Source organism: Nonomuraea sp. NPDC003201 (assembly GCF_053590415.1).
Map to the genome: position 1 here is coordinate 1 of NZ_JBSFTC010000037.1, position 24409 is coordinate 24409.

The 24409-nt window shown below is 71.0% G+C and carries 17 protein-coding genes and 1 pseudogene; 10 read left to right on the forward strand and 8 right to left on the reverse strand.

Features of this window, described 5'->3' with window-relative positions; all coding sequences use genetic code 11:
• The 4 genes and pseudogenes from ACWDX9_RS16700 to cysS form a co-directional block, all read left to right on the forward strand.
• Positions 1-1901: pseudogene (locus ACWDX9_RS16700) on the forward strand (hypothetical protein); the annotation flags it as partial.
• Between the two features lie 4 nt (positions 1902-1905).
• Entirely contained in the window at positions 1906-3723 is a 1818-nt protein-coding gene (locus tag ACWDX9_RS16705; RefSeq protein WP_449954350.1) for a UvrD-helicase domain-containing protein, read from the forward strand.
• Between the two features lie 119 nt (positions 3724-3842).
• Complete coding sequence (locus ACWDX9_RS16710) at positions 3843-5618, forward strand: sigma factor-like helix-turn-helix DNA-binding protein (RefSeq protein WP_449954353.1); 1776 nt, start codon at positions 3843-3845, stop codon at positions 5616-5618.
• Positions 5619-5636: 18 nt separating this feature from the next.
• Positions 5637-6992, forward strand: a complete 1356-nt coding sequence (gene cysS, locus ACWDX9_RS16715; RefSeq protein ID WP_449954356.1) for a cysteine--tRNA ligase — start codon at positions 5637-5639, stop codon at positions 6990-6992.
• Between the two features lie 83 nt (positions 6993-7075).
• Here cysS and ACWDX9_RS16720 read toward each other — a convergent pair whose 3' ends face one another.
• Positions 7076-8323 (reverse strand): serine hydrolase domain-containing protein, encoded by a 1248-nt coding sequence (locus ACWDX9_RS16720; protein ID WP_449954358.1) that lies wholly within the window; start codon positions 8321-8323, stop codon positions 7076-7078.
• 291 nt (positions 8324-8614) lie between these two features.
• On the opposite strand from ACWDX9_RS16720, the gene ACWDX9_RS16725 reads away from it, so the two are divergent.
• Together ACWDX9_RS16725 and ACWDX9_RS16730 are read left to right on the forward strand one after the other, a co-directional pair.
• Positions 8615-11101 carry a penicillin acylase family protein gene (locus ACWDX9_RS16725; protein WP_449954470.1) on the forward strand — a complete coding sequence of 829 codons (2487 nt, stop codon included), beginning with the start codon at positions 8615-8617 and terminating at the stop codon, positions 11099-11101.
• 87 nt (positions 11102-11188) lie between these two features.
• Positions 11189-12040: a hypothetical protein gene (locus tag ACWDX9_RS16730; protein WP_449954361.1), complete on the forward strand. Its 852-nt coding sequence runs from the start codon at positions 11189-11191 to the stop codon at positions 12038-12040.
• A 59-nt stretch (positions 12041-12099) separates the two neighbouring features.
• Here the strand turns inward: ACWDX9_RS16730 and ACWDX9_RS16735 are convergent, their stop codons facing one another.
• On the reverse strand, positions 12100-12522 hold the full coding sequence (locus tag ACWDX9_RS16735; RefSeq protein ID WP_364242060.1) for a hypothetical protein: 423 nt from the start codon (positions 12520-12522) through the stop codon (positions 12100-12102).
• A gap of 135 nt (positions 12523-12657) precedes the next feature.
• On the opposite strand from ACWDX9_RS16735, the gene ACWDX9_RS16740 reads away from it, so the two are divergent.
• Positions 12658-13554: a hypothetical protein gene (locus ACWDX9_RS16740; protein ID WP_449954364.1), complete on the forward strand. Its 897-nt coding sequence runs from the start codon at positions 12658-12660 to the stop codon at positions 13552-13554.
• A 51-nt stretch (positions 13555-13605) separates the two neighbouring features.
• Here the strand turns inward: ACWDX9_RS16740 and ACWDX9_RS16745 are convergent, their stop codons facing one another.
• From ACWDX9_RS16745 to mshB, 3 genes are read right to left on the reverse strand one after another with little or no spacing between them, the layout of a single operon-like run.
• Positions 13606-14088, reverse strand: coding sequence for a flavin reductase family protein (locus ACWDX9_RS16745; protein ID WP_397373206.1), 483 nt, complete (start codon positions 14086-14088; stop codon positions 13606-13608).
• A 39-nt stretch (positions 14089-14127) separates the two neighbouring features.
• On the reverse strand, positions 14128-14544 hold the full coding sequence (locus tag ACWDX9_RS16750; RefSeq protein WP_449954367.1) for a DUF6113 family protein: 417 nt from the start codon (positions 14542-14544) through the stop codon (positions 14128-14130).
• Positions 14545-14555: 11 nt separating this feature from the next.
• Positions 14556-15461: an N-acetyl-1-D-myo-inositol-2-amino-2-deoxy-alpha-D-glucopyranoside deacetylase gene (gene mshB / locus ACWDX9_RS16755; RefSeq protein ID WP_449954370.1), complete on the reverse strand. Its 906-nt coding sequence runs from the start codon at positions 15459-15461 to the stop codon at positions 14556-14558.
• 72 nt (positions 15462-15533) lie between these two features.
• Between mshB and ACWDX9_RS16760 the strand changes: the two genes are divergently transcribed.
• A complete protein-coding gene (locus ACWDX9_RS16760; protein WP_449954373.1) occupies positions 15534-17597 on the forward strand; it encodes a prolyl oligopeptidase family serine peptidase in 2064 nt (687 codons plus the stop codon).
• Positions 17598-17783: 186 nt separating this feature from the next.
• Here the strand turns inward: ACWDX9_RS16760 and ACWDX9_RS16765 are convergent, their stop codons facing one another.
• The gene (locus ACWDX9_RS16765) at positions 17784-18707 is read right to left on the reverse strand and encodes an ABC transporter permease subunit (protein WP_449954376.1); all 924 of its coding nucleotides are present in this window, start codon (positions 18705-18707) and stop codon (positions 17784-17786) included.
• Between the two features lie 240 nt (positions 18708-18947).
• Here ACWDX9_RS16765 and ACWDX9_RS16770 point away from each other — a divergent pair, with 240 nt between their 5' ends.
• Positions 18948-20348 (forward strand): alpha/beta fold hydrolase, encoded by a 1401-nt coding sequence (locus ACWDX9_RS16770; protein ID WP_449954379.1) that lies wholly within the window; start codon positions 18948-18950, stop codon positions 20346-20348.
• Positions 20349-20456: 108 nt separating this feature from the next.
• On the opposite strand, the gene ACWDX9_RS16775 is transcribed toward ACWDX9_RS16770, so the two are convergent.
• The gene (locus ACWDX9_RS16775; protein ID WP_449954382.1) at positions 20457-21110 is read right to left on the reverse strand and encodes a MarR family winged helix-turn-helix transcriptional regulator; all 654 of its coding nucleotides are present in this window, start codon (positions 21108-21110) and stop codon (positions 20457-20459) included.
• A 66-nt stretch (positions 21111-21176) separates the two neighbouring features.
• Here ACWDX9_RS16775 and ACWDX9_RS16780 point away from each other — a divergent pair, with 66 nt between their 5' ends.
• Positions 21177-22058 carry an MBL fold metallo-hydrolase gene (locus tag ACWDX9_RS16780; protein WP_449954385.1) on the forward strand — a complete coding sequence of 294 codons (882 nt, stop codon included), beginning with the start codon at positions 21177-21179 and terminating at the stop codon, positions 22056-22058.
• A gap of 519 nt (positions 22059-22577) precedes the next feature.
• On the opposite strand, the gene ACWDX9_RS16785 is transcribed toward ACWDX9_RS16780, so the two are convergent.
• On the reverse strand, positions 22578-24335 hold the full coding sequence (locus tag ACWDX9_RS16785) for an ABC transporter ATP-binding protein (RefSeq protein ID WP_449954388.1): 1758 nt from the start codon (positions 24333-24335) through the stop codon (positions 22578-22580).
• Positions 24336-24409: the final 74 nt, after the last annotated feature.

Genomic DNA, 24409 nt, shown 5'->3' on the forward strand with positions numbered 1-24409 from the left:
CGCCCGCCGCGGTGGCCGAGCCCGCGCTCGTCCCCGCCGACGCGCCGTCGTCGCATGCCGCCGAGGGGCCGGCGTCTGACGGCCCCTCGCCTGAGGCACCCTCGCCTGAGGGGCCGTCGTCGCGCTCCGCCGGGGAGCCGGGGAGGGGCGCGGCCGAGCCGGAGCCCGTGGCCGAGGAGCCGGCCCCCGAGCCGGTCGAGGAGCCCGACCCCGTGGTCCGGTTCGCCGCCGTCGGGTCGGTGATCGACGACGACCCCGAGCCCGTCGCCCACTTCGTCCCCGCCGGGTCCGTCATCGACGACCCCGAGCCCGAGGAGGACGCGGCCGCTCCCGAGCCCGCCGAGGCCGAGCGCCCGGCGGACGAGGAGGCCGTGGCGTCCCACGAGGGAACGCCTGAGGACGCCGCTCCCCAGGAGGACGAGCCCCAGGCCGTCACGCCGGAGGACGCCGCAGCTCACGAGGACGAGCCCGAGGCCGCCGCTCCCCAGGAGGACGCCTCCGAGGACGTCTCCGAGGTCGCCGCTTCGCATGAAGGCGCGCCCGAGGATGCCGCTCCTCAGGAGGACGAGCCCGAGGCCGCCTCGCATGAGGAGGCGCCCGAGGCCGTCGCTTCGCATGAGAGCGAGCCCGAGGGCGTCATTTCGGAGCAGGGCGCGGCCGAGGGCGCTGAGCCGGTGCCGGCCGCCGACGAGGCGCCCGCCCCCGAGTCGCAGCCCGAACCACAGCCCGAGCCGCAGTCCGAACCACAGTCCGTGCTCGACGCCGCCGAGGAGCCCGCCCCCGAGCCCGCTCCCGAGCCGGCCGCCCAGGAGGCGCCCGAGCCGGAGCCCGCCCAGGCGATCGCCGCCGAGCAGGAGCCCGCCCCGTCGCAGAGGCAGCCGCTGCCGGACCTCATCGAGGCCGCGTTCGCCGGGCTCGACGACAAGAGCTGGGCCGTGGCCCAGAACCGCGTCTTCACCGACGAGCCCTCCGCCGTGGACCAGCTGGCCAAGCTCTTCGCCGTCCCCCCGGCCGAGATCTCCGCCACCGAGGACGAGCTCCGTACCCGCCTCGACCACTGGCTGTCGAGCGAGGAGGCGGCCCCGTACCGGGCCCATCTGGAGGAGCTGCGCAGGACCCTGGGCCCGGCCGCCCACAAGGAGCAGCTCATCGGCGCGGCCGAATGGCACAACGTGGAGATCCGCGCTCTGGAGGTCCCGGCCTGGCAGTTCGTGCTGGCGACGCTGTCCCCCCAGCCGCAGCCCCAGTTGCAGCCGCAGTCGGCGTTCGGCTCGCCCCAGATGCCGCCGTCCCCTCCCCCGGGCCCGCCGCAGTTCCAGGCGTTCGCCCCGGCCCCCTCGCAGGTGGAGGAGGCCAACGGCGACTCCGGGGAGCACAAGCCGTACCAGCCGCTGAAGGACGTCTCACAGACCAGGCGCTGCTTCAGGCAGCCCGACGGACGCTGGTGGCTGCGCATCGACGTGACGGCCGAGCAGCTGGCCGGCGGCGAGTGCACGCTGCCGACGGGGTTCGCCTCGTACCTGGGCCTGTCCCCCGGCGAGAGCCGGACGGTCAGGAGCGCCGCGGGCGAGCTGACCATGACGTGGCACGGCAAGCCGGTGCTCGAATCCATCGAACGCCTCCTGGTGGACGTGGGCGCGCGAGAGGGCGGGCACCTGTTCCTGACGCTGTCGGACGAGGGCGTGCTCAGGGCCAGGCACCTCCCGGTCGCCGCACAGGGCGCCGAGAAGATCACCAAGGCGCTCCGGCTGGTCGGTTACACGGCCCCGGGCGGCACCCGAGATCAGGCGGCCAGGGTGATCGCCACCAGGATCGGCATGACGGGACCGGTCGCGCTCCCTGACCTGCTCACCAGGCTCCGCGAACGCGGGGACCGCGACCTGCTCGCCCTCCTGGACTGAGCCGGTGCCGCGGCTCGCGATCGGCCCTGAGTTTCCCAGGGAGCTCGGCGCACTGGCTCAGCCGGTGCGCAGGGACGCCGTTGTCGCGCTGCGCCGGTTCCTGCTGAACGTGGCCGGCGCCCCGCACCCCCAGCGGGTCAGGGGCTGCCGGGATCCGCGGGTCGCGACGCTGCGGCTGGCCGAGGGCCATCGCGGGGTGGTGGTGCGGCAGCGGGACGTGTACTGGCTGCGTACGGTGCTGCCCGACCCCGAGGCCTGGTCGTACGCGCGACGCTTCAGGTTCGGGGTCAACCCCGTGATCGGCGTGGTCGAGGAGTGGGACGCCGAGGCGCTCGAACGCGTCGAGCCCGCGTTACGCCGATCGGCCAGGTCGTCCGGACTGTACGACCCGATCTGCGACGGCGACCTGATGGGGCTCGGCCTCGACGTGCACGCGCTGCCGCTGTTCAGGCTGATCACGACCGAGGCCGACGTGGCCGCGCTCGAACCCCTGCTCCCGCCGACCCAGCACGTCCCGCTCGCCGTGCTGGCCCGCGGCGGCACGCTCGCCGAGGCGTGGCGGGAGCTGGACGCCTGGCGCGCCTCCGACGAGGACACCGGGCCGATCGACCCCGAGGACCTGCACGCGGCGCTGCGCCGCAGCCCCGACCGGGCGGCGTTCGTCGCGGACAAGGTGGAGCTGGACCGGGTGCTCGGGCTGCCTGCCTGGTGCACATTTCTCGACCCGCCGCAGCACCGGCTGGCCAGGGCCGCCCGTTTCGAGCAGCCGGTGCTGGTCGTGGGCGGGGCGGGCACCGGCAAGACGGTCGTCGCCCTCCAGCGGGCCGCTCACCTGGCCGCGCACGGGTCGGGGCCCGTGCTGCTCGTGACGTTCTCCCAGGCGCTGGCCGAGGACCTGTCGGCGAAGCTGGACCTGCTGATCGAGGACGAGGTGGTCCGCAAGCGGGTCGAGGTCGGCAACACCGAACGCCTGGCCCTGCGCATCGTGGCCGACGTCGAGGGCCGCCGCCCCGCGCTGGTCGGCCCGGGGGCGCGGACGCTGGCCCAGCTCACGGACGAGGCGCTCCGGCTGCTCTCCCTGGCGACGGGCGACCTGCTCGACGACGTGGACCCGGGGCGCAAGCCGTACCGTCACATCGTCGTGGACGAGGCGCAGGACATCAGCCCGTCGCAGTGGCGGCTGCTGCGCGCGGCGGTGCCGCGGGCTCGCGACGACCTGTTCGTGGTCGGCGACCCGCACCAGCGGATCACCGACACGCGGGTGGCGCTCGGCGCGGTCGGCATCCCCGCCGTCCAGCACACGCTGCGGCACTCCTACCGGATGCCCCAGGAGCTGCTGTCCTTCGTGATACGGCTGCGCGGCGGCCCGGCCAGCGGCCTGGTCAAGGGCACGACCAATATGTACGGCTTCCGCTCGACGCGTAACGGCGACCGGCCCATCGTGAGGGCGTACGAGACGCCGGAGTCGGAGCTGGCCGGACTGCGGAGCACGGTCGAGTCGTGGCTGGCGGACGGCGTGCCCGCGGACGAGATCGCCGTCGGCGCGCGCAATCCGCGGCTCGTGCGGGATGCCAGGCGGGCGCTGGACGGGCTGGACGTACGGGCCTCGACGTTCCAACATCTCAAGGGGCTGGAATTCGAGCGGGTGGCGCTCATCGGCGTGGCGGAGGGCGTGGTGCCCGAGCCGCCGCCCGAGGAACCCGACGCTCGGGCTCGTGCCCTGCAACGTGAACGGAGCATACTGTTCGTCGCCTGCACGCGGGCTCGTGCGATGCTCTATATCTCCCATTCCGGAAGAGGCAGCCCGTTTTTGTCACTCTAATCACATAGTCTGAACTGCGGATATATCTTCCCTTTGCCGGTTGGACGTCAATGAACCTCAGCCTGAGCGACCTCGCGCCACCCCTGCGATGGACCTCCCCTGGTCAGATCGCGCCGATCGTGGAGGAGCCACAGCTGCCCGAGGCCTGGTGGCAGGCGATCCCCCTCGATCGCGCGTGCGCCATGGTCGGGACGCAGGCCGTGGCCGGCCGCCTGGCCGACCTCGCCGTGGCCTGCTGGGGTCATCTGATGGTCGGCGACATCCTCCCGTTGCTGCGTTTCTCCGACCCCGCCGAGGCCGAGCGGACGCCGGAGACGCTGGGCAAGGACGTGGTGCAGAAGCTGTTCACCGGCGTGTTCGAGCGGCTGCTCGAACCGGCGCCCGAGGCCGCGCCCGCGCCGTCCAGGCCGGACAGGCCGCTGCCCGAGTTGATCGACGACCTGTTCGGGGCGCTGGACGACCGGCAGCGGGCCATCGCCCGCGACCGGCTCTACGCCGCGCAGCGGGCCACGCTGGACGAGCTGGCCCAGCGTTTCTCGGTCACGCGGGAGCGGATCCGGCAGATCGAACGCGACCTGCGCGACCACGTGGAGGCCTGGCTCGGCAAGCCGGACGCGTCGGCCCTCGTCGCGCACGTCTCCTGGCTGCGCGGCCGGCTCGGCTCCGCGGTCCCGGCCGACGACCTGCAGGCCGCCGTGCCGTGGCACCGGGCCGAGCTGCGCTCGCTGGGGATCCCGGCGTGGCGGTTCGTGCGTACGCTGCTGACCGGCTACGAGCAGTCCGACGGGTGGCTCGTGGCGGGCGGGGCCGACGAGCTCCGGGAGAAGACGCGGCAGCTGTTCGCCGACGGGCCGCGGCCGCTCGGCGAGGCGGTGACCATGGTCACCCAGCTCGGCGTGCGCGAGGACGTGGCCGAGCGGTGGATCCTGGCGGTGCCGCAGCTGCGCGTGCTGGGCCAGCACGTCGTGCCGTGGCCGCGCAGCATCAACGAGAAGGCCGAGGCGGTGCTGGCGGTGGCGGGCGCGCCGCTGTCGCCCGAGGAGATCCAGGAGCGCATCGGCGAGGACTACAGCCTGGTCGGCATCCGCAACCAGCTCACCGCCGACGAACGCTTCCGCCGGGTCGACCGCAACAAGTACGGCCTCACGCGATGGGGCGGCGACGAGTACCTGGGGATCAGGGAGATGATCGCCAGGGAGATCGAGCGGGCCGGCGGCGAGGCCTCGGTGAGCACGATCGTCACCAACCTGACCGCCAAGTACGACGTCAGCGAGAGCTCGGTGCGGGCGTACTCGGGCGGGCCGGGCTTCGAGCGGACGCAGCGGGGCTGGATCCGGGTGGCCGGCACCTCGCCGACCGGGGAGGCGGAGCCGTACCAGCCGCGCAAGGACGTGTCGGAGACGCGGCGCAGCTTCCGCTCCCGCGACGGCCGCTGGTGGCACCGGGTGGACGTCAACGCCGAGCACCTGCGCGGGTCCGGTTCACCGCTGCCCACAGGTTTCGCGGCGTACCTGGGGATGGCGCCGGGCGGGCAGCTCACCGCTTCCACCCCGTCCGGGGACGTGGTGATCAGCTGGCACAACCAGCCGACCATGGGGTCGATCCGCAACGTGCTGGCCGACTTCAAGGCGAGCGAGGGCGATCACGTGTTCCTGACCGTGTCGGACGGGGGCGAGCTGCTGACCCGCTACCTGCCTGCCGCGCCCGTCGGGATGCCGCCCGTGAACCGCGCCCTCTATCTCATCGGCTACACCGCCCCCGTCAGCTCGGAGCTTGAGGGGCTGCGGCTGATCGGGGCCAGGATCGGGATGCCCGACACGGCCGGGCGCGAGGACGTGCTGGGCAGGCTGCGCGAGCGCGGCGACCGGGACATCCTCGGCTTCCTGGGGGGCTGACGCGGCTAGGCTCGGAGGATGCTCCGGATCTACGACACGCGTGCCCGGCAGGTCGAGGAGATCGTCGCGGGGCGGGCGGTGCGCATGTACACGTGCGGGCCGACCGTCTACCGCCACGCCCACGTGGGCAACCTCCGTACGTACCTGCTGTCCGACCTGATCAGGCGGGTGCTCGAACGGCGGCGGGTACGCGTGCTGGCCTGCCAGAACATCACCGACGTCGGCCACCTGACCGACGCCGGCTCCGACAAGGTCCTGGAGCAGGCGCGGGCGGAGGGGCGCTCGGTGGGCGAGCTCGCCCGCTTCTACGAGGACGCCTTCAGGAACGACACGTCGACGCTCAACCTCCGCCCGCCGGAGCACACGCCCCGGGCGAGCGAGACCGTCGACCTGATGATCGAGCTGATCGCCAAGCTGATCGAGCGGGGGCACGCGTACGAGGTGCCGGACGGGTCGGTGTTCTTCGACGTCCAAACCTTCCCCACTTACGGCGAAATTTCGGGAAATCGTCTGGATTCGCTCAAGCCAGCCCACCGCATCGACGCCGTCGACCCGCGCAAGCGCTTCCACGCCGACTGGGCCCTGTGGAAGCCCTCCTCGGGAGACCTCACGTGGGACTCGCCCTGGGGCCGCGGCTTCCCCGGGTGGCACGTGGAGTGCTCGGCCATGTCGCTCCGCTTCCTCGGCTCCAGCTTCGAGATCCACGTCGGCGGGATCGACCTTCGTTTCCCGCACCACGAGGACGAGCGGGCCCAGTCCAACTCGGCGACCGGGCACGAGGTGGTGCGGCACTGGGTGCACGGGGAGCACCTGCTGTTCGACGGCCGCAAGATGGCCAAGTCCACGGGGAACGTGGTGCTGCTGTCGGACGTGGCCGCGGCCGGGCTCGACCCGCTCGCCGTACGCATGGCGTTCCTGGAGCACCGCTACCGGCAGCAGCTGAACCTGACCTGGGACACCCTGCGAGCCGCCGACCGCACGGTGCGGCGGTGGCGCGCCCGGGTGGCCGAATGGTCGGAGTCGCCCAGCGCGCCGATGGCCGCGGACTACGCGGAACGGGTGGAGGCCGCCTTCTCCGACGACCTGGACACGCCGTCCGCGCTGCGCATCCTCCGGGACCTGGAACGCGACGAGTCCGTCGCGCCCGGGGCCAAGTTCGAGACGTTCCTGCATCTGGACCAGGTGCTGGGGCTCGACCTCTCGACGGAGATCGGCAAGGCGCGGGTGCTGCCTCCCGGGGCCGGGGAGCTCCTGGAGGCGCGGGACCGGGCGCGGGAGGCCCGGGACTGGGAGGAGGCGGACCGGCTGCGGGAGGAGCTGGCGGAGATGGGGGTACGCGTCGCGGACACCCCAGACGGCCAGACCTGGACCTGACCCCCACAACGGTCGGCCGGCAGGGAGCGGCGACACCCGACGCGGTGATCCCGCTCGGGCACGATGCGCCCTGCACCGGCGGCTCATCGGGAGAAGGCGGCCAGGGCGATGCGCAGCGTTCTGTCGTTCTGGCCCGATGCCTTGGCGTCGGTGGAGTTGACCGAGTAGACGAGGACCCGGCTCAGGTCACGGGTCGCGCCGACGCCGGCGGCGTAGCCGTACCGCGCGCCGGTCTTGCCGTAGGCGACGATCCCGCCCGGCAGCACGAGCCGCGTCATGCCCGAGGTGTAGACGGCCGGCTGGTTGCCGCATTTGTCGAACATCGTCACGTCCGGGACCGTGAACATCGGCTCCAGTTGCGCGGCCGGCACGACCTTCCCCGAGAACAGCGCCTTGACGAACTTCTCCAGGTCCGCGGCGGTGGAGATGAGATCGCCCGAGGCCCAGGTCGAGGTGACGCTGGTCTCGGTCATGTCGACCACGTGGCCCGCGCCGTAGGCGATGGCGCCGTCGAAGCCCGCTGGCACGGACTGGTAGCCCTTGTGGTGCGGGCCGCGGATGCGGGGCGAGGTGCCGGGCAGGTAGCTGTCCCGCATGCCGAGCGGGCGCAGGATCCTGGACGTGACCTCGCGCTCGTACGAACGTCCGGTGATCTTCTCGATCAGCATGCCCGCCACGAACGTGTTGGTGTTGAGGTAGTGCTGCCTGGTGCCGGGCGCGAACTCGATCGGGTTGCGAACGGCCAGCCCGACGTACTCCTCAGGCGTCCAGGTCTTGAACCGGGTCCGGTAGACCCAGTCGAACGTGCCGGGCAGCTCGGGTGCGGGCAGCCCGCTGGTGTGGTTGAGCAGCTGACCGACGCGGACCTCGGGGTAGGCGTCGGGCAGCAGGCCGGGCAGGTAGTCCTGGACGGTTCCGTCGAGTGAGACCTTGCCCTCGGCCACGAGCTGCAGCACGACCGCGGTGGTGAACATCTTGGTCACGCTGCCCGCACGGAAGCGTACGTGCGCGGAGGCCTGGCGCCGGGTGGTGATGTCGGCCACGCCGGTGACGCCCTGCCACGAGCCCTTCGTACCGCCCACCCGGACGATCGCGGCGGTGGCGTCGGCCGCGGGCAGGTCCTTGATGGACTGCTCCAGCGCGGTGGCGTTGACGGGAGGGACCGGCGCGGCGGGATCGGGCCGGACCACGGCCGGTGGCGGGCAGGCACCCGGCGTGGGGGCCGAGGTGGTGGGGGCCGGGGTCGAGGGGGCCGGGGTGGTGGCGGCCGCTTGAGCGGGCGTCGCCACGAGGAGGGTGGCGAGGGCGAGACAGGCGGCTGACAGCTTCATCGGAGCATCTCCAAGTGAGAGGGGCGCAGGTGGAATGCGCCCATCCTGTCGATCAGCGCCGCCGTCGCGGATCGCCGGTGCGATCGATTTCTCACTCACTCTCACGAGGGAGCACCGGGGTCGCCCTCTGCTTGGCGGACGCGGCGAGTGAGGGAGGGGTGATCGCCCGTAACCAGGCCCCTCAAGTCCTCCTCCCAGGGTTGCGGAAGGCGGCCGGAGGAGTGATCTCGGGCTGACAGACTTGATGCCAGTTCGGCGGAGATGGAGGTGTCGGTGAGGCCCTACGCGTGGATGCCGCGGCCGTTGCGGTGGTTCGCTCGGGTGCTGTCCGTAGTGCTCGCGCTGGTCCTGGTGCTGGCAGGGGTCCTCGTCTACACGGTGCGGAAGTCGTTCCCGCAGGTGGACGGGTCGCTGCGGCTGCCAGGCCTAACCGGGAATGTGGAGATTTATCGGGATAAATACGGAATCCCGCACATCTACGCCGACACCGCCGCGGACCTGTTCATGGCTCAAGGGTTCGTCCACGCCCAGGACCGCTTCTACGAGATGGACTTCCGCCGCCACCTGACCTCCGGCCGCCTCTCGGAGCTCTACGGCAAGGCCACCGTCGAGAACGACAAGGCCATCAGGACCATGGGCTGGCGCAAGGTCGCCGAGGAGGAGCTCCCCGACCTGGCCCAGGACACCCGGGACTACCTGGACGCGTACGCGAGAGGCGTGAACGCCTGGCTCAGCGCCAACCCGAACGCCTCCGACCGCAGCCTCGAATACTCCATCCTGAAGATCCAGAACGGCGGTTACCAGCCGGAGAAGTGGACCGCGGCCGACTCCGTGGCCTGGCTGAAGGCCATGGCCTGGGACCTGCGCTCCAACATGGAGGACGAGATCGACCGGGCGCTGGCGCTGACCAAGCTGCCCAAGGAGCGCGTCGAGCAGCTCTACCCCGGCTACCCGTATGACCGCCACAGCCCGATCGTCACCGAGGGCACCATCGACCAGGGGCGCTTCAACCAGCACGCCGAGCCCCAGCAGCGCGCCGACCGCGCGATCGCCCAGGCCGCCAAGACCCTGGACGCCGTACCGAGCACGATGGGCACGGAGGACCGCGAGGGCATCGGGTCCAACTCGTGGGTGGTCTCCGGCGAGTACACCAAGAGCGGCAAGCCGCTGCTGGCCAACGACCCGCACCTGTCGCCGCAGATGCCCTCCGTCTGGTACCAGGCGGGGCTGCACTGCAGGAAGATCACGGAGGCGTGCCCGTACGACGTGACCGGGTTCACGTTCTCGGGTGTGCCGGGTGTGGTCATCGGGCGCACCGACAAGATCGCGTGGGGCTTCACCAACCTGGGCCCCGACGTGGCCGACCTCTTCCTGGAGCAGGTGCAGGGCGACACGTACCTGTACAAGGGCCAGCAGGTGAAGCTGGAGACCAGGAAGGAACAGATCAAGGTCGCGGGCGGCGCCCCGGTCACGATCACGGTCAGGAGCACCCGGCACGGGCCGCTGATCAACGACGTCATCGGCAGCGCCAAACCCAGCGGCGAGGCCAACGCGGTGGCGCTGCAGTGGACCGCGCTGACGCCGGGCCGGACGGCCGACGCCGTCTTCGCGCTGAACAAGGCGGGCGACTGGCAGGAGTTCAGGGCGGCGGCGGCGCTGTTCGACGTGCCGTCCCAGAACCTGATCTACGCCGACACCACGGGCAGGATCGGCTACCAGGCTCCCGGGCGCATCCCCGTGCGGGCCAAAGGTGACGGCACGTGGCCCGTCCCGGGATGGACGGGCGAGTACGACTGGTTGACGGCCCCCATCCCGTACGACCAGTTACCTTCGGTGGAGAACCCGGCCGACGGGTTCATCGTCACGGCCAACAACGCCGTCATCGACCCCAAGCGGTACAAACCCCTGCTGACCAAGGACTGGGCGCACGGCTACCGCTCCGAACGCATCCGCGACCGCATCAAGGAAGCGCTCAAGAAGGGGCCGATCGACGCGGCGACCATGTCGGCGATCCAGCAGGACACGTACAACGGCTTCGCCGAGACGCTGATCCCGGCCCTGATGCGGGTGGACCTGGCAGGGCCCAGCGGCGAGGCCAGGCAGTTGCTGAAGACGTGGGACCGCATGCAGGGCCTCGACTCCACCGCCGCCGCCTACTTCAACGCGGTGTGGCGGCAGGTGCTCACGCTGACGTTCGACGACGACCTGCCGGAGGCGGCGCGGCCGGCCGGAGGGGACCGCTGGTACGAGGTCGTCAGACGCCTGCTGGACGCTCCTGACGACCCCTTCTGGGACGACGTGACCACCAAGAACATCAAGGAGACCCGCGACGACATCCTCCGCCAGGCGCTCGCCTCGGCGTACCAGGAGCTGTCGGACCGGCTCGGGCCCGAGGTCAAGTCCTGGCGCTGGGGCGACCTGCACCAGTTGAAGCTGGTCAACGGCTCGCTGGGGACCTCGGGGATAGCTCCGGTGGAGGCCCTGTTCAACCGCGGGCCGCTGGCCGTGGCGGGGGGCAAGGACGCCGTGAACGCCACGGGGTGGAACGTCCAGAAGGGGTACGAGATCACCGCCGTCCCGTCGATGCGCATGATCGTCGACCTGTCGGACACGGACAAGTCCCGATGGATCAACCTGACGGGCGCCTCCGGACACGCCTTCCACGACAACTACTGGGATCAGGCGGAGGCCTGGGCCAAGGGCGACCTGCTGCCGATGTACGCGAAGCCCGAGTCGATCAAGAAGGCGGCCGTCCACACCCTCAAGCTCACCCCCTGACCGCCCGGGTCGTACGACCAGGGTTGTAGAGGCGATCCAAACCCCGGGCCGACGCGCCGGCCCCCGCCGCCTTGCCACCATGGCGGCATGAATCGCCTCTGGTACCTCATCGGAGTCCTGCTGGTGCTCGCGGGCCTGGTTCACCTGGGCGTGTTCGTCGTGGACGGCGGGCCGTGGGAAGGCGCGGTGTCGTGGCGCAAGCCGTTCACGTTCGGCGTGTCGTTCGGGCTGAGCGTGCTGACCCTCACCTGGGTCTCCCAGTTCGTCCGGCTCCGCGCCCGCCCGCTCGTGGTCGGCGCCTTCGCGGTGGCGTCCGCGCTGGAGGTGGCCCTGATCACCCTCCAGGCCTGGCGAGGCGTCCCGTCCCACTTCAACATGGAGACCGCCTTCGACACGGCCGTCGCGAGGACCCTGGCGGCAGGCGGCGGCGTCCTCGTCGCCATCGGGATCGTCATGACGATCGCCGCGTTCCGTCCCGATCCGGACCTCGCCCCGAGCATGCGCCTGGCCGTCCGCGCGGGCTTCGCCACGCTCCTCGCCGCCATGGCGTTCGGCGCCGTCATGATCGCCCGTGGCGTCGTCGAGGTGGTGACGGGAAACCAGCAGCTCGCGTACACGGTGGCCACGGCCCTGAAACCCGCGCACGCGATCTTCATGCACGGCGTCCTCCTGCTGCCGGCCCTGTCCTGGCTGCTGTCCCGCACGCTGCCTTCCGAGGGCTCCCGCGTCCGCTGGATCCGCCTGGCCACCTGGCTCTACGTGGCCACCGCCACCGCCGTCTCGGCCCTGGCACTGGCGGGCATCGAGCCCGTGTCCCCCTCCACCGCCTCCGTCCTCTGCGCCGGCGCCATCTCCGGCCTGGCCATCGCCTCGCTCATGCTGGGCGGCCTGAAGGGCTCGTCAAGACGCGCTCCCGCACCGCAGGGAGCGCCCCGCTGACCCCGGAGGGCACCCGCTGACCCCGGAGGGCAAGCGCCCCCGCCTCACGCGCCCCGGTCTCACTCGCCGCCGCTCCGCCGTCGCCACCACAGCCGGGCGCGGGGGTAGCCGCCGTCCTCCAGGTCGGCCAGGCGCTCGAAGAGGTTGTACGTGGCCTGGTTGCCGCAGACCATCACCGACACGAGCATCGACAGCAGATAGAGCGGCAGCATGGGGAGGCCGACGCACCAGGCCCACTGGGTGGCGTGCCGGCCCTCGTGGCGGACGAGTCGATCGGGGAGCGCGTCCCACCTGGTCAGGACGACGTTTCCCACGGTGAACGCCCCCGCGATGGGGAAGCGGTAGCGGTAGCCGAAGGCCAGGATGAGCCCGTCGGGGCCGGGGTTCCTGGTCGCGCCACCGATGATCGAGATCAGCAGACCGAGCGGTGTGGCGAGGTTCACGTAGTTCGCCACCCGCCGGAACCGGAAGCGCCTGTCCATGCGTCTCAGTCTTGACCAATCTTGACAAGTCGGAATAATGATCCCCGTCCTGAAATCTCCCACAAGAGCAGGATTATGAGATTCTCCATCCTGGGCGCGCTGCTCGGCACCGTCGCACTGGCAGGAGCCGGCGGAGTGGCGATCACCCAGACGTCAGCGACCGATCCCCTACGATCCACTGACAACCGACTAGGCGCTCTAGGCGCAAACGTGGCGTTAACCACCGTCCCGACCACGAGTCCGGCACCCACGGAGACTCCCACGATCGGGGAGTACACCGCCACGACGAAGGTAGTCAAGAGGCGAGGCGTCTCCTACCTGAATGTATCGATCACAGACGCGCAAGCTGCTCTCTTCTCGATCAAGCAGCGGGTCTGCAAGGGCAGATCCTGCAAGACGACCAGCGTCGACTTCCCGGTGACCGAGGGCTCGGGAGAGTCCACGGAGCGGCTCGGCCGGGGCACATACAAGAAAAAGGGCAAACCGGCGGTCACCATGACGCCCCTCCCGACGGTGACGGTGAAGGAGCAGGTCACGGTCACCGAGCCGGGGCCGACGGTCACGCAGACGGTGACGTTCACCTGCCGGCCGAGCATCGAGCCGAGCGTCGAGCCGACGGAGACCCTGCCGCCGCCGACGACCGTTCCGACGGAGACCCCTCCGCCGACGACCGGGCCGACGGACACGGTGACACCCACCGCCACGGGCACGGAGTCCCCGCCGGTCACCGACCCGCCGACGCCGACCCCGACCCTGACTGACAGCGCGACCGAAACTCCCACCGGAACTCCGACCGAAACCCCGACCACGCCCCCCACCACGGGCCCGACCGAGACATCCACCACGAGCCCGACCGACTCCGTGACACCGACGGAGAGCGCGCCGGGGATCCCCACCTGTCCGCCGCCGGCGGAGGAGCCGGAGCTCCCCTCCGAGACCCCGCCGGACACGGTGACGCCGACCGGCACCAGCGTTCCGACGGCGACTGCGACCACCACGCCGTCGGAATCGACCAGCGCCACCACTCAGTAGCCGGCCGGGAGGCGAGCAAGTGAGCGGGCCAGGCCACGCGCCTGGCCCGGCTCATGCCCGCCAGAGGGTCTTGTACTGCCCTTCGTGGTACAGAAGCGGCGCCCCGTCCGAAGGCGTGTCCAGGGCCGTCACCTCGCCCACCACGATCGAGTGGTCCCCGCCGTCGTGCACCGCCGTCGTCACGCACTCCACCGTCGCGATGGCCCCGTCGAACAACGCCACCCCCGACTCCCCCAGGTGATGCGGCCACCGCGCGAGCTGCCCGTTCAACGGCCGGCCCCGGTGGGCGAAGAAGCGCGAGGCGTCCTCCATCGAGGCGGGCAGCACGGAGACCCCCCACACCCCCGCCTCCAGCACCGCGTCGTGGAACCGGGCCACCTTCTCCGCGCAGAACAGCACGAGGAGCGGATCGAGGGAGACAGAGGTGAACGAATTCACCGTCATCGCATGATCGACATCGTCCAGCCTGGTGGTGACGATCGCGACTCCGGTGGCGAAGCGACCGACGACCTTGCGGTAAGTCTCAGGGTCCACTGGCCGCTCGATGGAATGCACGAACGCTACTTTATGCCGCTACATAGAGTTCTTCTGAGGGTACCCATGCAAGAGCCACGATCCCCCCTCTGACGAGGGCGAAAGCAGATAGGCCGCCACAATGGCCGTCAACCCTCCGTACAGGTACACGTACCCGGGCGGACCATCCGCGATCACCAGATCGCCGGCGCTCAGCTTCAGCGTGAACGGCATCGTGACCAGCAGCCATCCGACCGCCGTCATGAAAGCCCCGAGCTTGCCCCGCATCAGCTTGCCCGCCCCGAGGCACACCGCGAACAACGCCAGCACCCACACGACCGCCGCGATCGGCACGGGCCCCATCTGCCGGACCGCATGCGTGAAGCCGCCCACGACCCCCATGACGACGCCGAGCACGAACAGCATGCCGTACGCCGCTCCGCCCAGCGCCGACTCGGCCTGGCTGCGATGTTCCATGTCGCACGAGGTTAGTGGATGCCCGCGAAGAGATCGTTCTCGCGGGTGTGCGGTTCGCCGAGACCGCCCGCCTCGATGGGCGGGCCGGGCACGGCGGGTCCGGGCACGCCGATGGCCAGCCGGTAGTGCTCCACGCCCAGGACCTCCTGGCCGATGTTGTTGGACAGCGCGAACCACGGTTCGTCCACGACGATCTGCGTGGCGTGCGCCCGCATGGCCTCCATCTTGGCGCCGATCCACGGGCGGGCGTCGATCTCGGTGGTGACGTCCTCGTCCGCGTTGCCGAACGGCATGTCCTCCACGTCCTCCACCAGGAAGCCGACGTCCGCCCCGCGCAGCGCCTCGGTCGTGCGCCGCATGACGGATCGGGCGAGGGCCGTGTGGTAGAACTTCGCGATCTGCCACGGTTCGCCCTCGCCGAAGTCCGGTTTCGCGGCCAGCTCGAACGCTCTGAGCGAAACCCGGTGCGCCTGGATGTGGTCGGGGTGCCCGTAGAAGCCGTTGTCGTCGTACGTGACGAGGACCTGCGGGCGTACCTCACGGATGACCTTGACGAGCTCTCCCGCCGCCTCGTCGAGGTCGGCGCGCCAGAACGCCTTCGGGTGGTCGTTGGACGCCACCCCCATCATCCCCGAGTCCCGCCAGCGGCCCGGCGCGCCCAGGAAGCGGTGGTCCTCGACGCCGAGCGCCCGGCAGGCGGCGGCGAGCTCGTCGATCCGGTACGGCCCGAGCGCGTCGTCCTGGTCGGCGGCCAGGTGGGCGAGATCGGCGGGAATGACCTCGCCTTCCTCGCCGAGAGTGCAGGTCACGAGCGTGACGTGAGCTCCCTCGGCGGCGTACTTGGCCATGGTCGCCCCGGTGCCGATCGACTCGTCGTCCGGATGGGCGTGTACGAGGAGGAGCCGTCGATCAGTCATAGGGATGAGCGTACCGACGGGCTCCGGACGCCATTGCGCAGGTTCCTCATCGGCGGTGGCAGGATTGGGCGCATGAGCGAGAGCTTCCCGCGATTGTCTGCCAGGACCCGCCGGTTCACCCTCGGAGTGCCCAGGAGCTTCACGATCACTCCGGACGGCGGCCGGGTGGTCTTCCTCCGTACGAAATCGGGCACCGATCCGGTGACGTGCCTGTGGGAGCTCGACACCGACACCCACGTCGAGCGCCTGGTCGTCGACCCGCGCGCGCTCGACGCCGACGAGGAGAACCTGCCGCCGGAGGAGCGGGCCAGGCGCGAGCGCAGCCGGGAGGCGGCGGGCGGCGTGGTCGCGTACGCCACCGACACGGACGTCACGCGGGCCTCCTTCGCCCTGTCCGGCGCTCTCTACGTCGTGGACCTCGCGACCGGTCAGGCCCGCCGGCTGGACACGCCGGGCGCGGTCATCGATCCCCGTCTGTCCCCGGACGGGGGACATGTCGCGTACGTCACCGGCGGCGCGCTGCGCGTCCAGGACCTCGCGTCCGGCGAGGACCGCGCGCTGGCCACGCCGGAGTCGGAGACCGTGACGTACGGGCTGGCCGAGTTCATCGCCGCCGAGGAGATGAGCCGGATGCGCGGCTACTGGTGGGCGCCGTCGGGCGACGCGCTGCTGGTCGAACGCTCCGACGAGGCCCCGGTCCACGTCTGGCACATCGCCGACCCGGCCAACCCCGACCGTCCCGCGTCGGCCCAGCGCTATCCGGCCGCCGGCACGCCCAACGCGGTCACCGAGCTGTTCGTGCTGGGGCTCGACGGGTCGCGGGTCGCGGTGCCGTACGAGGAGGAATACCTCACAACGGCGGCCTGGGACTCCCACGCGCTGTCGATCGTGACCCTGACGCGCGACCAGCGCACGATGCGGCTGTTCACGGTCGATCCGGCGACGGGCGCGACCGCGCTGGTGCGCGAGGACACCGATCCGGCCTGGGTCGACATCGTGTCCGGCGTGCCCGCGCACCTCGACGACGGGTCGCTGGTGTGGGTGGCCGCTTCGGAGGGTGGCAACCGGCTTTTCGTGGGCGACCGCGCGGTCACCCCGCCCACGCTGCAGGTGCGGGCGGTGCTCGACGTCGATCACGACAGCGTGCTGTTCAGCGCGAGCGGCGATCCGACCGAGGTTCACCTGTGGACGTGGGACGGTCATTCGCTGCTGCCCGTCTCGACCCGCTCCGGGGTGTTCTCGGGGCGGATGTCCGGCGGCGTGGGCGTCCTGACCGAGCAGAGCCTCGACGCCGAGGGCGTCTCGACCACGGTCGTGCGGCGCGACGGCATGGCGGTGCCGATCCCGTCGTTCGCCGAGCGGCCCGGGCTCGACCTGCGCGTCTCGCTCGGCCGTTCCGGCCGCCGCGAGCTGGCCACCGCCGTCGTGCTGCCCTCGTGGCACGAGCAGGGCTCCGGGAGGCTGCCGGTCCTCATGGACCCGTACGGCGGGCCGCACGCGCAGCGCGTGCTCAACCGGCGCGGCGCGTTCCTGGAGAGCCAGTGGTTCGCCGAGCAGGGCTTCGCGGTCATCGTCGCGGACGGGCGCGGCACCCCTGGCCGGGGCCCCGAGTTCGAGCGGTCCGTGCTGAACGACCTGGCGACCCCCGCGCTCGACGACCAGATCGACGCCCTGCAGGGGGTGGCCGAGCAGTATCCCGACGATCTCGACCTGACGAGGGTGGCCATTCGCGGCTGGTCGTTCGGCGGCTTCCTGGCCGCGCTGGCAGTGCTGCGGCGACCGGACGTGTTCCACGCGGCGGTGGCGGGGGCACCGGTGACCGACTGGCGGCTGTACGACACGTGCTACACCGAGCGATACCTGGGCCATCCGGACGAGCAGCCCGAGGTGTACGAGAACTCTTCGCTGTTCGCGGACGCGTCCAAGCTCGAACGCCCGCTGCTGCTGATCCACGGCCTGGCCGACGACAACGTGGTGGCCGCCCACACGCTGCGCCTGTCGTCCGCCCTGCTCGCGGCGGGCCGGCAGCACAGCGTGCTCCCGCTCTCCGGGGTGACGCACATGACGCCCCAGGAGGTCGTGGCGGAGAACCTGCTGCTGCTCCAGGTCGACTTCCTGAAGAAGTCACTGGGCTGACCCACCGACGCGGGGACTTCACCGACGTGGGCTTCACCGACGTGGGGCTTCACCGACGTGGGCTTCACCGACGTGGGGCTTCACCGACGTGGGGCTTCACCGACGTGGGCTTCACCGACGTGGGCTTCACCGACGTGGGCTTCACCGACGTGGGCTTCACCGACGTGGGCTTCACCGACGTGGGCTTCACTGACGTAAGGCATCGAGCGCTCGGGACACGGCCAGACCGGCGATCACGACGCCACCCAGGACGATCATGATGACGTACGTGGGGACCGCCAGCAGGGTGAGCTCACCCTGCACGATCGCCAGGATGAGCACGGCGAGCAGGGTGCCGGCGACGCCCCCACGTCCCCCGTCGGCCACCGTGCTCGCCGCGCCGGCGCCGTTCAAAGGGCTCGGAAGGCTCGAAAGGCTCGGAAGGCCGGTGCCGCCCAGGAGAACGGCCGCCAGCGCGAACACCATGGTGAACAGCCCCTGAGAGCCCGGCTGCGCCGCTCCCAGCCGCAACAGCAGCACGAACCCACCCAAAGCGGCGAGCACGCAGGACCCGGCCAGCCCGACGAGAGGGCCGACCCACCCCTTGGCCAGCCACTGCCGGAACTCCCGCCGCGCCCACAACAGCCCGCCCGCCACCGAGACGACGGCGAACACCGCGAACCCCACCACGGGTGAGAGCGACGGCGCCTCCGGCAGGAGGATTGTCCTGGCCTGGGTGAACGCGAGCGACAACGCGTCGCAGACCACGGCGGCGGCGAGCGTGACCGCCCAGGCCGGCGCCTCCAGCAGCACCGTGAACGCCCCCATGACCAGCCCCGAGAGCGCGGCGAGCAGGATGACGAGGAGCACCCCGACGACCAGCGGCATGCCGAGGACGACCACGACGGAGGCGATGAGCACTCCGGACAGCGCGGCGACCGAGCCCACGGCCAGGTTGGGCGTGCCGGCGCGCATCGACAGGGAGAGCGCCACGGCGACCAGGCCGAGCGGCGCGGAGGACGCGAGGATGTTCAGCAGGTGCCCGCCGGGAGCGGTGAACAGGACCATCGCCAGCCCCAGCACCGTGACGACCCCGAGCGCGCCTTCCCAGACCCACTGCCATTTGCCCACGCCGTCGATCGTGACAACGCCACCCCACCGCCGCAAGGCCCATCCCACCCACAACGGCCCGTCCTGGCCGCCTTCGTCTCCAGGCCGAGCCCGGCGGCACTGGGTCGAGTGTCCCCACAAACCCTCGCCAACCGGTCGGGGCGTGCAGCGGTCTGACAACCCCTGGTTGGACCCGCACCCCCAAAAGACCAAACCCTGGTCCGACGCGCTTCCACCTCCCCCTCCGGCATCGTGAACGCCATGCTCAAGCCCCTCACCATCACCCTGGCCTTGCTGGGCATGGGGACCTTGCCGACCACCTCGGCGTCCGCGGCGGTCACCGCCGGCGGGCCGCAGCAGTGGCAGACCTGCCCCAATGACAAGATCGGCATGGAGTGCAGCGACCTCCAGGTCCCGGCCGACTGGCAGAAGCCGGACGGCCGCAAGATCACCCTCAAGCTGGGCCGGCTGAAGGCCACCGGCAAGTCCGAAGGCTCGGTCCTGATCGCCTACGGCGGCCCCGGCGGCCCCGGCATCGGCATCACGCAGTCCGCCTCCGACTGGTGGACCAAGCTCCGCGAACGCATGGACATCGTCACGTGGGACACCCGCGGCTACGGCGAGCAGTTCGGGGGCCTCAGCACGGGCCTGCAATGCGCCTGGACCCGCGTCCCCATCCCCGACTCACCCCGCGACGACGCCGACTTCGGCCGCCTGTCCGACACCAACCGCGGCTACGCCGAGGCCTGCCGGCTCAAGGATCCCGAGCTGTTCGCCAACATGAGCTCGGCGGACCAGGCCAGAGACATGGAGGCCATCAGAAAGGCCCTCGGCGACGACAAGCTCAACTACTACGGCGCCTCCTACGCGGGCTTCTACGGCCAGGACTACGCCCGCCTCTTCCCGGACCGGATCCGCACGATGGTCCTCGACGGCACGTGGAGCCACAGCGCCGCCGACTGGGAGCGCGAGCTGGAGGAGATGGCCAAGTCCAACGAGCAGTTCCTGCGACGCTTCTTCACCTGGTGCGCCTCCAACGACTGCGCGGACGTCCCAGCCCTCTGGCGCACCCTGATCGCCCGAGCCGACCGCACCCCCATCCCCACGAAGACCGCCAACGTCGCCTACAAGACCCGCGACCTCCAGAGCTTCGCCCTGGGCCTGGCCCGCCAGGGCACCGCCGCCTGGCCCAAACTCGCCCAGGCGATCCGCAAGGCCGCCGACGGCGACGCCTCCGACTTCGTCCCGCAACGCGGCGCCCGTTACCCCGACCAGGCCACCGGCGTCACCGAATGCGCCGACTGGCCCCGCTTCGCCAACCGCAAGGAGATGACCGCCGCCATCAAGCGCCTGCAACGCGTGGCCCCCAACACCGGCACGGCCAACACCCTCGCCTCAGCCACCCTGGGCTGCATCGGCTGGCCCCAACCGGTCACCAACCCGCCCACCCCTCTCCCCAAGGGCCTCCCACCCATGCTGGGAGCAGGCGCCTGGGGCGAGTCCGACGCCGTGACCCGCGTCCTCTCCCAGGTGCCCGGCAGCGCCACCATCCGCCACAACGGCCCCGGCCACACGCTCTACGGCGCCAACCCCTGCGCCCGCGACCACATCAACCGCTACTTCACCGACCGCACCCTGCCCCCCACCAAAACAGAATGCTGACGCCACACCCCTGACCCCACAATCGGACGCCCTCCCCATGACGTCCCACACCGCACACGTCGCGCAACCCCCGCGCGATCACCGGACTCCGGCTATCGCGCCACCCGCTTATCGCACCACCCGTGTGAGGAGGTCGTTGAGGGCGGCCTGCTCTTCCGAAGTGAGCCGGGCCAAGGGTGAGCCCTCAGTGAGCAGGTCGATCAGTCGCTCGCGGAGCGCGACACCTTCGGAGGTCAGCACGAGTTGCTTGGCCCGGCGGTCACCGGGATGAGGGCGCCGTTCGACGATGCCCTGCTCCTCCAGCCGATCGACGACGAAGGTGGCGTTCGACGGCTCGCAACTCATCCGATCGGCCAGGTCACGCATGGTCATCGGGCCGGTGAGTTCGCGCAGCGCCACCGCCTGGGCCGCCGTCAGGTCCAGCGCGACCGCCCGCTCCCTGATATGGCCCTCGATCTGCTTGGCCAACGCACCGACGAGGCCGCACAGATTCCGCTCGGCAAGGGCACGCTCCGCGCTGCCGGCAGCGCTGCCACTGGCGGCATCCACACGGGTGACATCCACACCGGTGACACCACCGCTCGTAACGTCGCCGCTGGCGGTGGCAAGCCTGGCCGCGTCACCGCTCGTAGCGTCACCGTTCGTGGTGGCAAGCCTGGTGGCGTCATCGCCGGCGGTATCACCACTCGCGGTGGCAGGGCTGGCGGCGTCACCACTGGTGGTGGCAAGGCTGGCAGTTGTGGCGGGCTCGGGCGACTTCACAGCGTCAGGATAGCTCAAGTATGCATATTTGCAGCTTTAATAGTTCTAGTTGTAAGTTTCTCTGCCATGAACAGCTACGAAGAGCGGCTGCGTCGGCCGTCCTCTGCCCGTTCCCTGCAGCTCGGCGAGCTCAAGATCAGTTATGTGCCTGACGGCGCGGTGCAGCTCAAGCCGTACGGGTGGTTGCTCGAGACGACAGAGCAGGATTGGAAGGACAACGCCGCCTTCCTCGACCACACGGGGAACCTCGTAGGGAGCATCGGTGCGCTGTTGGTGGAGTACGGCGAGAGGGCCTTGTTGATCGATGCCGGCGTTGGGCCGGTGTCCGTACCCGACGATCCGGAGAATCCGAAGATCGGCTCCATCCGTGGTGGCGAGTTGCTCGACAACCTCGCCAAGCTGGGTCGGCGGCCCAACGAGATCGAGGCAGTGGCCTTCACCCACCTGCACCTCGACCACCTCGGCTGGGCCTGGCACCCCGCACCCGGTAGCAACCGTCCCGCGTTCACCGAGGCCGACTACCTGATCTCCGAGCCCGAATGGGAGCAGCGGCAGCTGAGCCTTGAGCAGGGGACGACCGACGAGATGCTCGCCGCGCTGGCGCCCCGGGTCCGTACCGTGCGGGACGACGAGGAGATCTTCCCGGGAGTGCGGGTGGCGCTGGCTCCCGGGCATACGTTCGGGCACGCCACCTACACGATCGCGTCCGGCGGTCAGCGGTTGATCGCGTTCGGCGACGCGCTGCACTCCTCAGCCCAGATCCGGCATCCCGACTGGTTCGCCGGTTCGGACCTGGACTCGGTGGAGTCGACGGTGCACCGGCACCGGCTGGTCAACGAGCTGCAGCGTCCGGACACGATCGGCTTCGGCGTGCACTTCGCCGACGTGGTGTTCGGCCGCGTCGACCACACCACCGACGACGGCCCGACCTGGGTGCCCGTGGCATGACCCCCCATTTGCCCAACACCCGCGCGTCGCCGTCTGACGCCTCCGGTGCAGCGCATGAACCACCTCACTGCCCGATGTCCCGGCGCGGCACGTAGCCCCCATCTCCCGGCGCCCGACGTCCCGGCGCGGCACGTAGCCCCCATCTCCCGGCGCCCGATGTCCCGGCGCGGCACGTAGCCCCCATCTCCCGGCGCCCGATGTCCCGGCGCGGCGCGTTTCCCCACTGCCCGACGTCCGAGTGTCAGCGCGAAGGTCGACAACACCACCCGACGTCCAACGCAGCGGCGCCATCCGATACCCAGCACGGCGCTCCTCGGACGTCCTGGCGCGGCGCGTAGCCCCCGCTGCCCGACGCCCGGGTGCAGCGCGGAGGCCGATACCCCACTCGACGTCCAGCGCAGCGGCGCCCGATGTCCCAGCGGTGTGTCGCCCGCAGTGCCTGACGCCCGAGTGCAAGCGCGGAGGCTGCCACGTCGCTCGACACCCAGCTCACCCGGGGTTTCGGTTGGGGTGGGTCGTTCAGGAGGAGGTGGTGGTTGGGGCGCCGTGCCAGCTGGTCCAGAGGGCGGCGTAGGAGCCGCCCTCCGCCACCAGGTCGTCGTGGGAGCCCAGCTCGCTGATCCGGCCGTCCTCCACGACCGCCACCCGGTCGGCGTCGTGGGCCGTGTAGAGGCGGTGGGCGATCGCGATCACGGTGCGGCCGTCGAGGACGGCGGCCAGCGAGCGTTCGAGGTGGCGGGCCGCTCTGGGGTCGATGAGGGAGGTGGCCTCGTCCAGGACCAGGGTGTGCGGGTCGGCGAGCACCAGGCGGGCCAGGGCGAGTTGCTGCGCCTGGGCGGGCGAGACCGCCAGGCCGCCGGAGCCCACCTCCGTCTCCAGGCCCTCAGGCAGGGCGAGGACCCAGCCCAGGGCGTCCACTGCTTCGAGCGCCTGGCGTACGGCCGCGTCGGAGGCGTCCGGGCGGGCGATCAGCAGGTTGTCGCGCAGCGAGCCCTTGAACACGTGGTGCTCCTGCGTCACCAGCGCCACGTGCCCCCGCAGTTCGTCCAGCGGCAGGTCCACGAGCGGGACCCCGCCGACGGACACCGAGCCGGTACGCGGTCCGTGGATGCCCGCCAGCAGCCGGCCCAGTGTGGACTTTCCGGCCCCCGAAGGGCCCACCATGGCGAGCCGTTCGCCGGGCCGGACGGTCAGGGAGACGCCGTGCAGCACGTCCCGGCCCTCCCGGTACGCGTACCGGACGTCGGACGCCTCCAGGAGTTCGCCCGAGGGACGCGAGGAGCCGGCCGCACGGTCGTCGGGGACGTTGGCCACGCCCAGCAGCCGGGCCATGGACGCCCCGCCCACCTGCAACTCGTCGATCCACATCAGGAACCTGTCCAGCGGGTCGATCAGCTGCTGCGCGTAGAGCGTGGCGGTGGCCACCTGGGAGAGCGCCACCCAGCCATTGGTGTAGAACAGGCCCCCGACCAGCAGTGTGGTCACGACGGGGATCACGTAGCCGAGCTCGACGGCGGGGAACCACACCGTGCGGAGCCCCAGCGTGTAGCGCTCGGCGGCGAAGGAGCGGCTGATGTCGTCGTCGGTACGTGATCGGCGGCGCGCCTGCAGGCCGAGCGCTTCCACGGCACGGGCGCCCTCGACGGTTTCGGCCAGCCCTTCCGTCATGTCGGCATAGGCGGCGTTCTCGCGGAGATAGCCGTCTCGTGCCCGCTTCAGGTACCAGCGCGTGGAGACCCAGATCACCGGCCCGGCGATCAGCATCGGCAGCATGAGCAGGGGGCTGACCAGCAGCAGCGCGCCGACCGTGATCAGGAAGGTGACCAGGGCGATCAGCGTCTCCGGGACGGCGTTCCGTACGGTGCGGGACAGCGCGTCCACGTCACGCGAGGTACGGGTGATCAGGTCGCCGGACCCGGCCCGCTCGACGGTGGACAGCGGCAGCCCGAGCACCCGGTCCACGAACTCCTCGCGCAGCTCCGCCAGCACCTTCTCGCCGAGCCTGGCGGAGGCCAGCACCGCGAACCGCATGAGCGCACCCTGCAGCAGCAGGAAGCCCCCGATGGCGGCGGCCACGACCGCGACGTTGACCTCGACGCCGTACTGGACGTCCTCCACCAGCCCGCCGAGCTGCCACGGCACCGCCAGCCCCGCGACGGCCGCCAGGCCGTGCAGGGTCAGCGCGATCGTGAGCTGTCGCGGGTAGCGGAGGGTGAGCCGCCTGGCGTAGGCGCGCACCTGTTTTCGATCGGCGACCGGCAAGATCTCGCGGGCCATCGTGCTTCACCCCTTCCGAACGAACGAGCGGGCGAGCGTTCCGAATGTGCACCATGCCCGCCGGTGGTCCCATT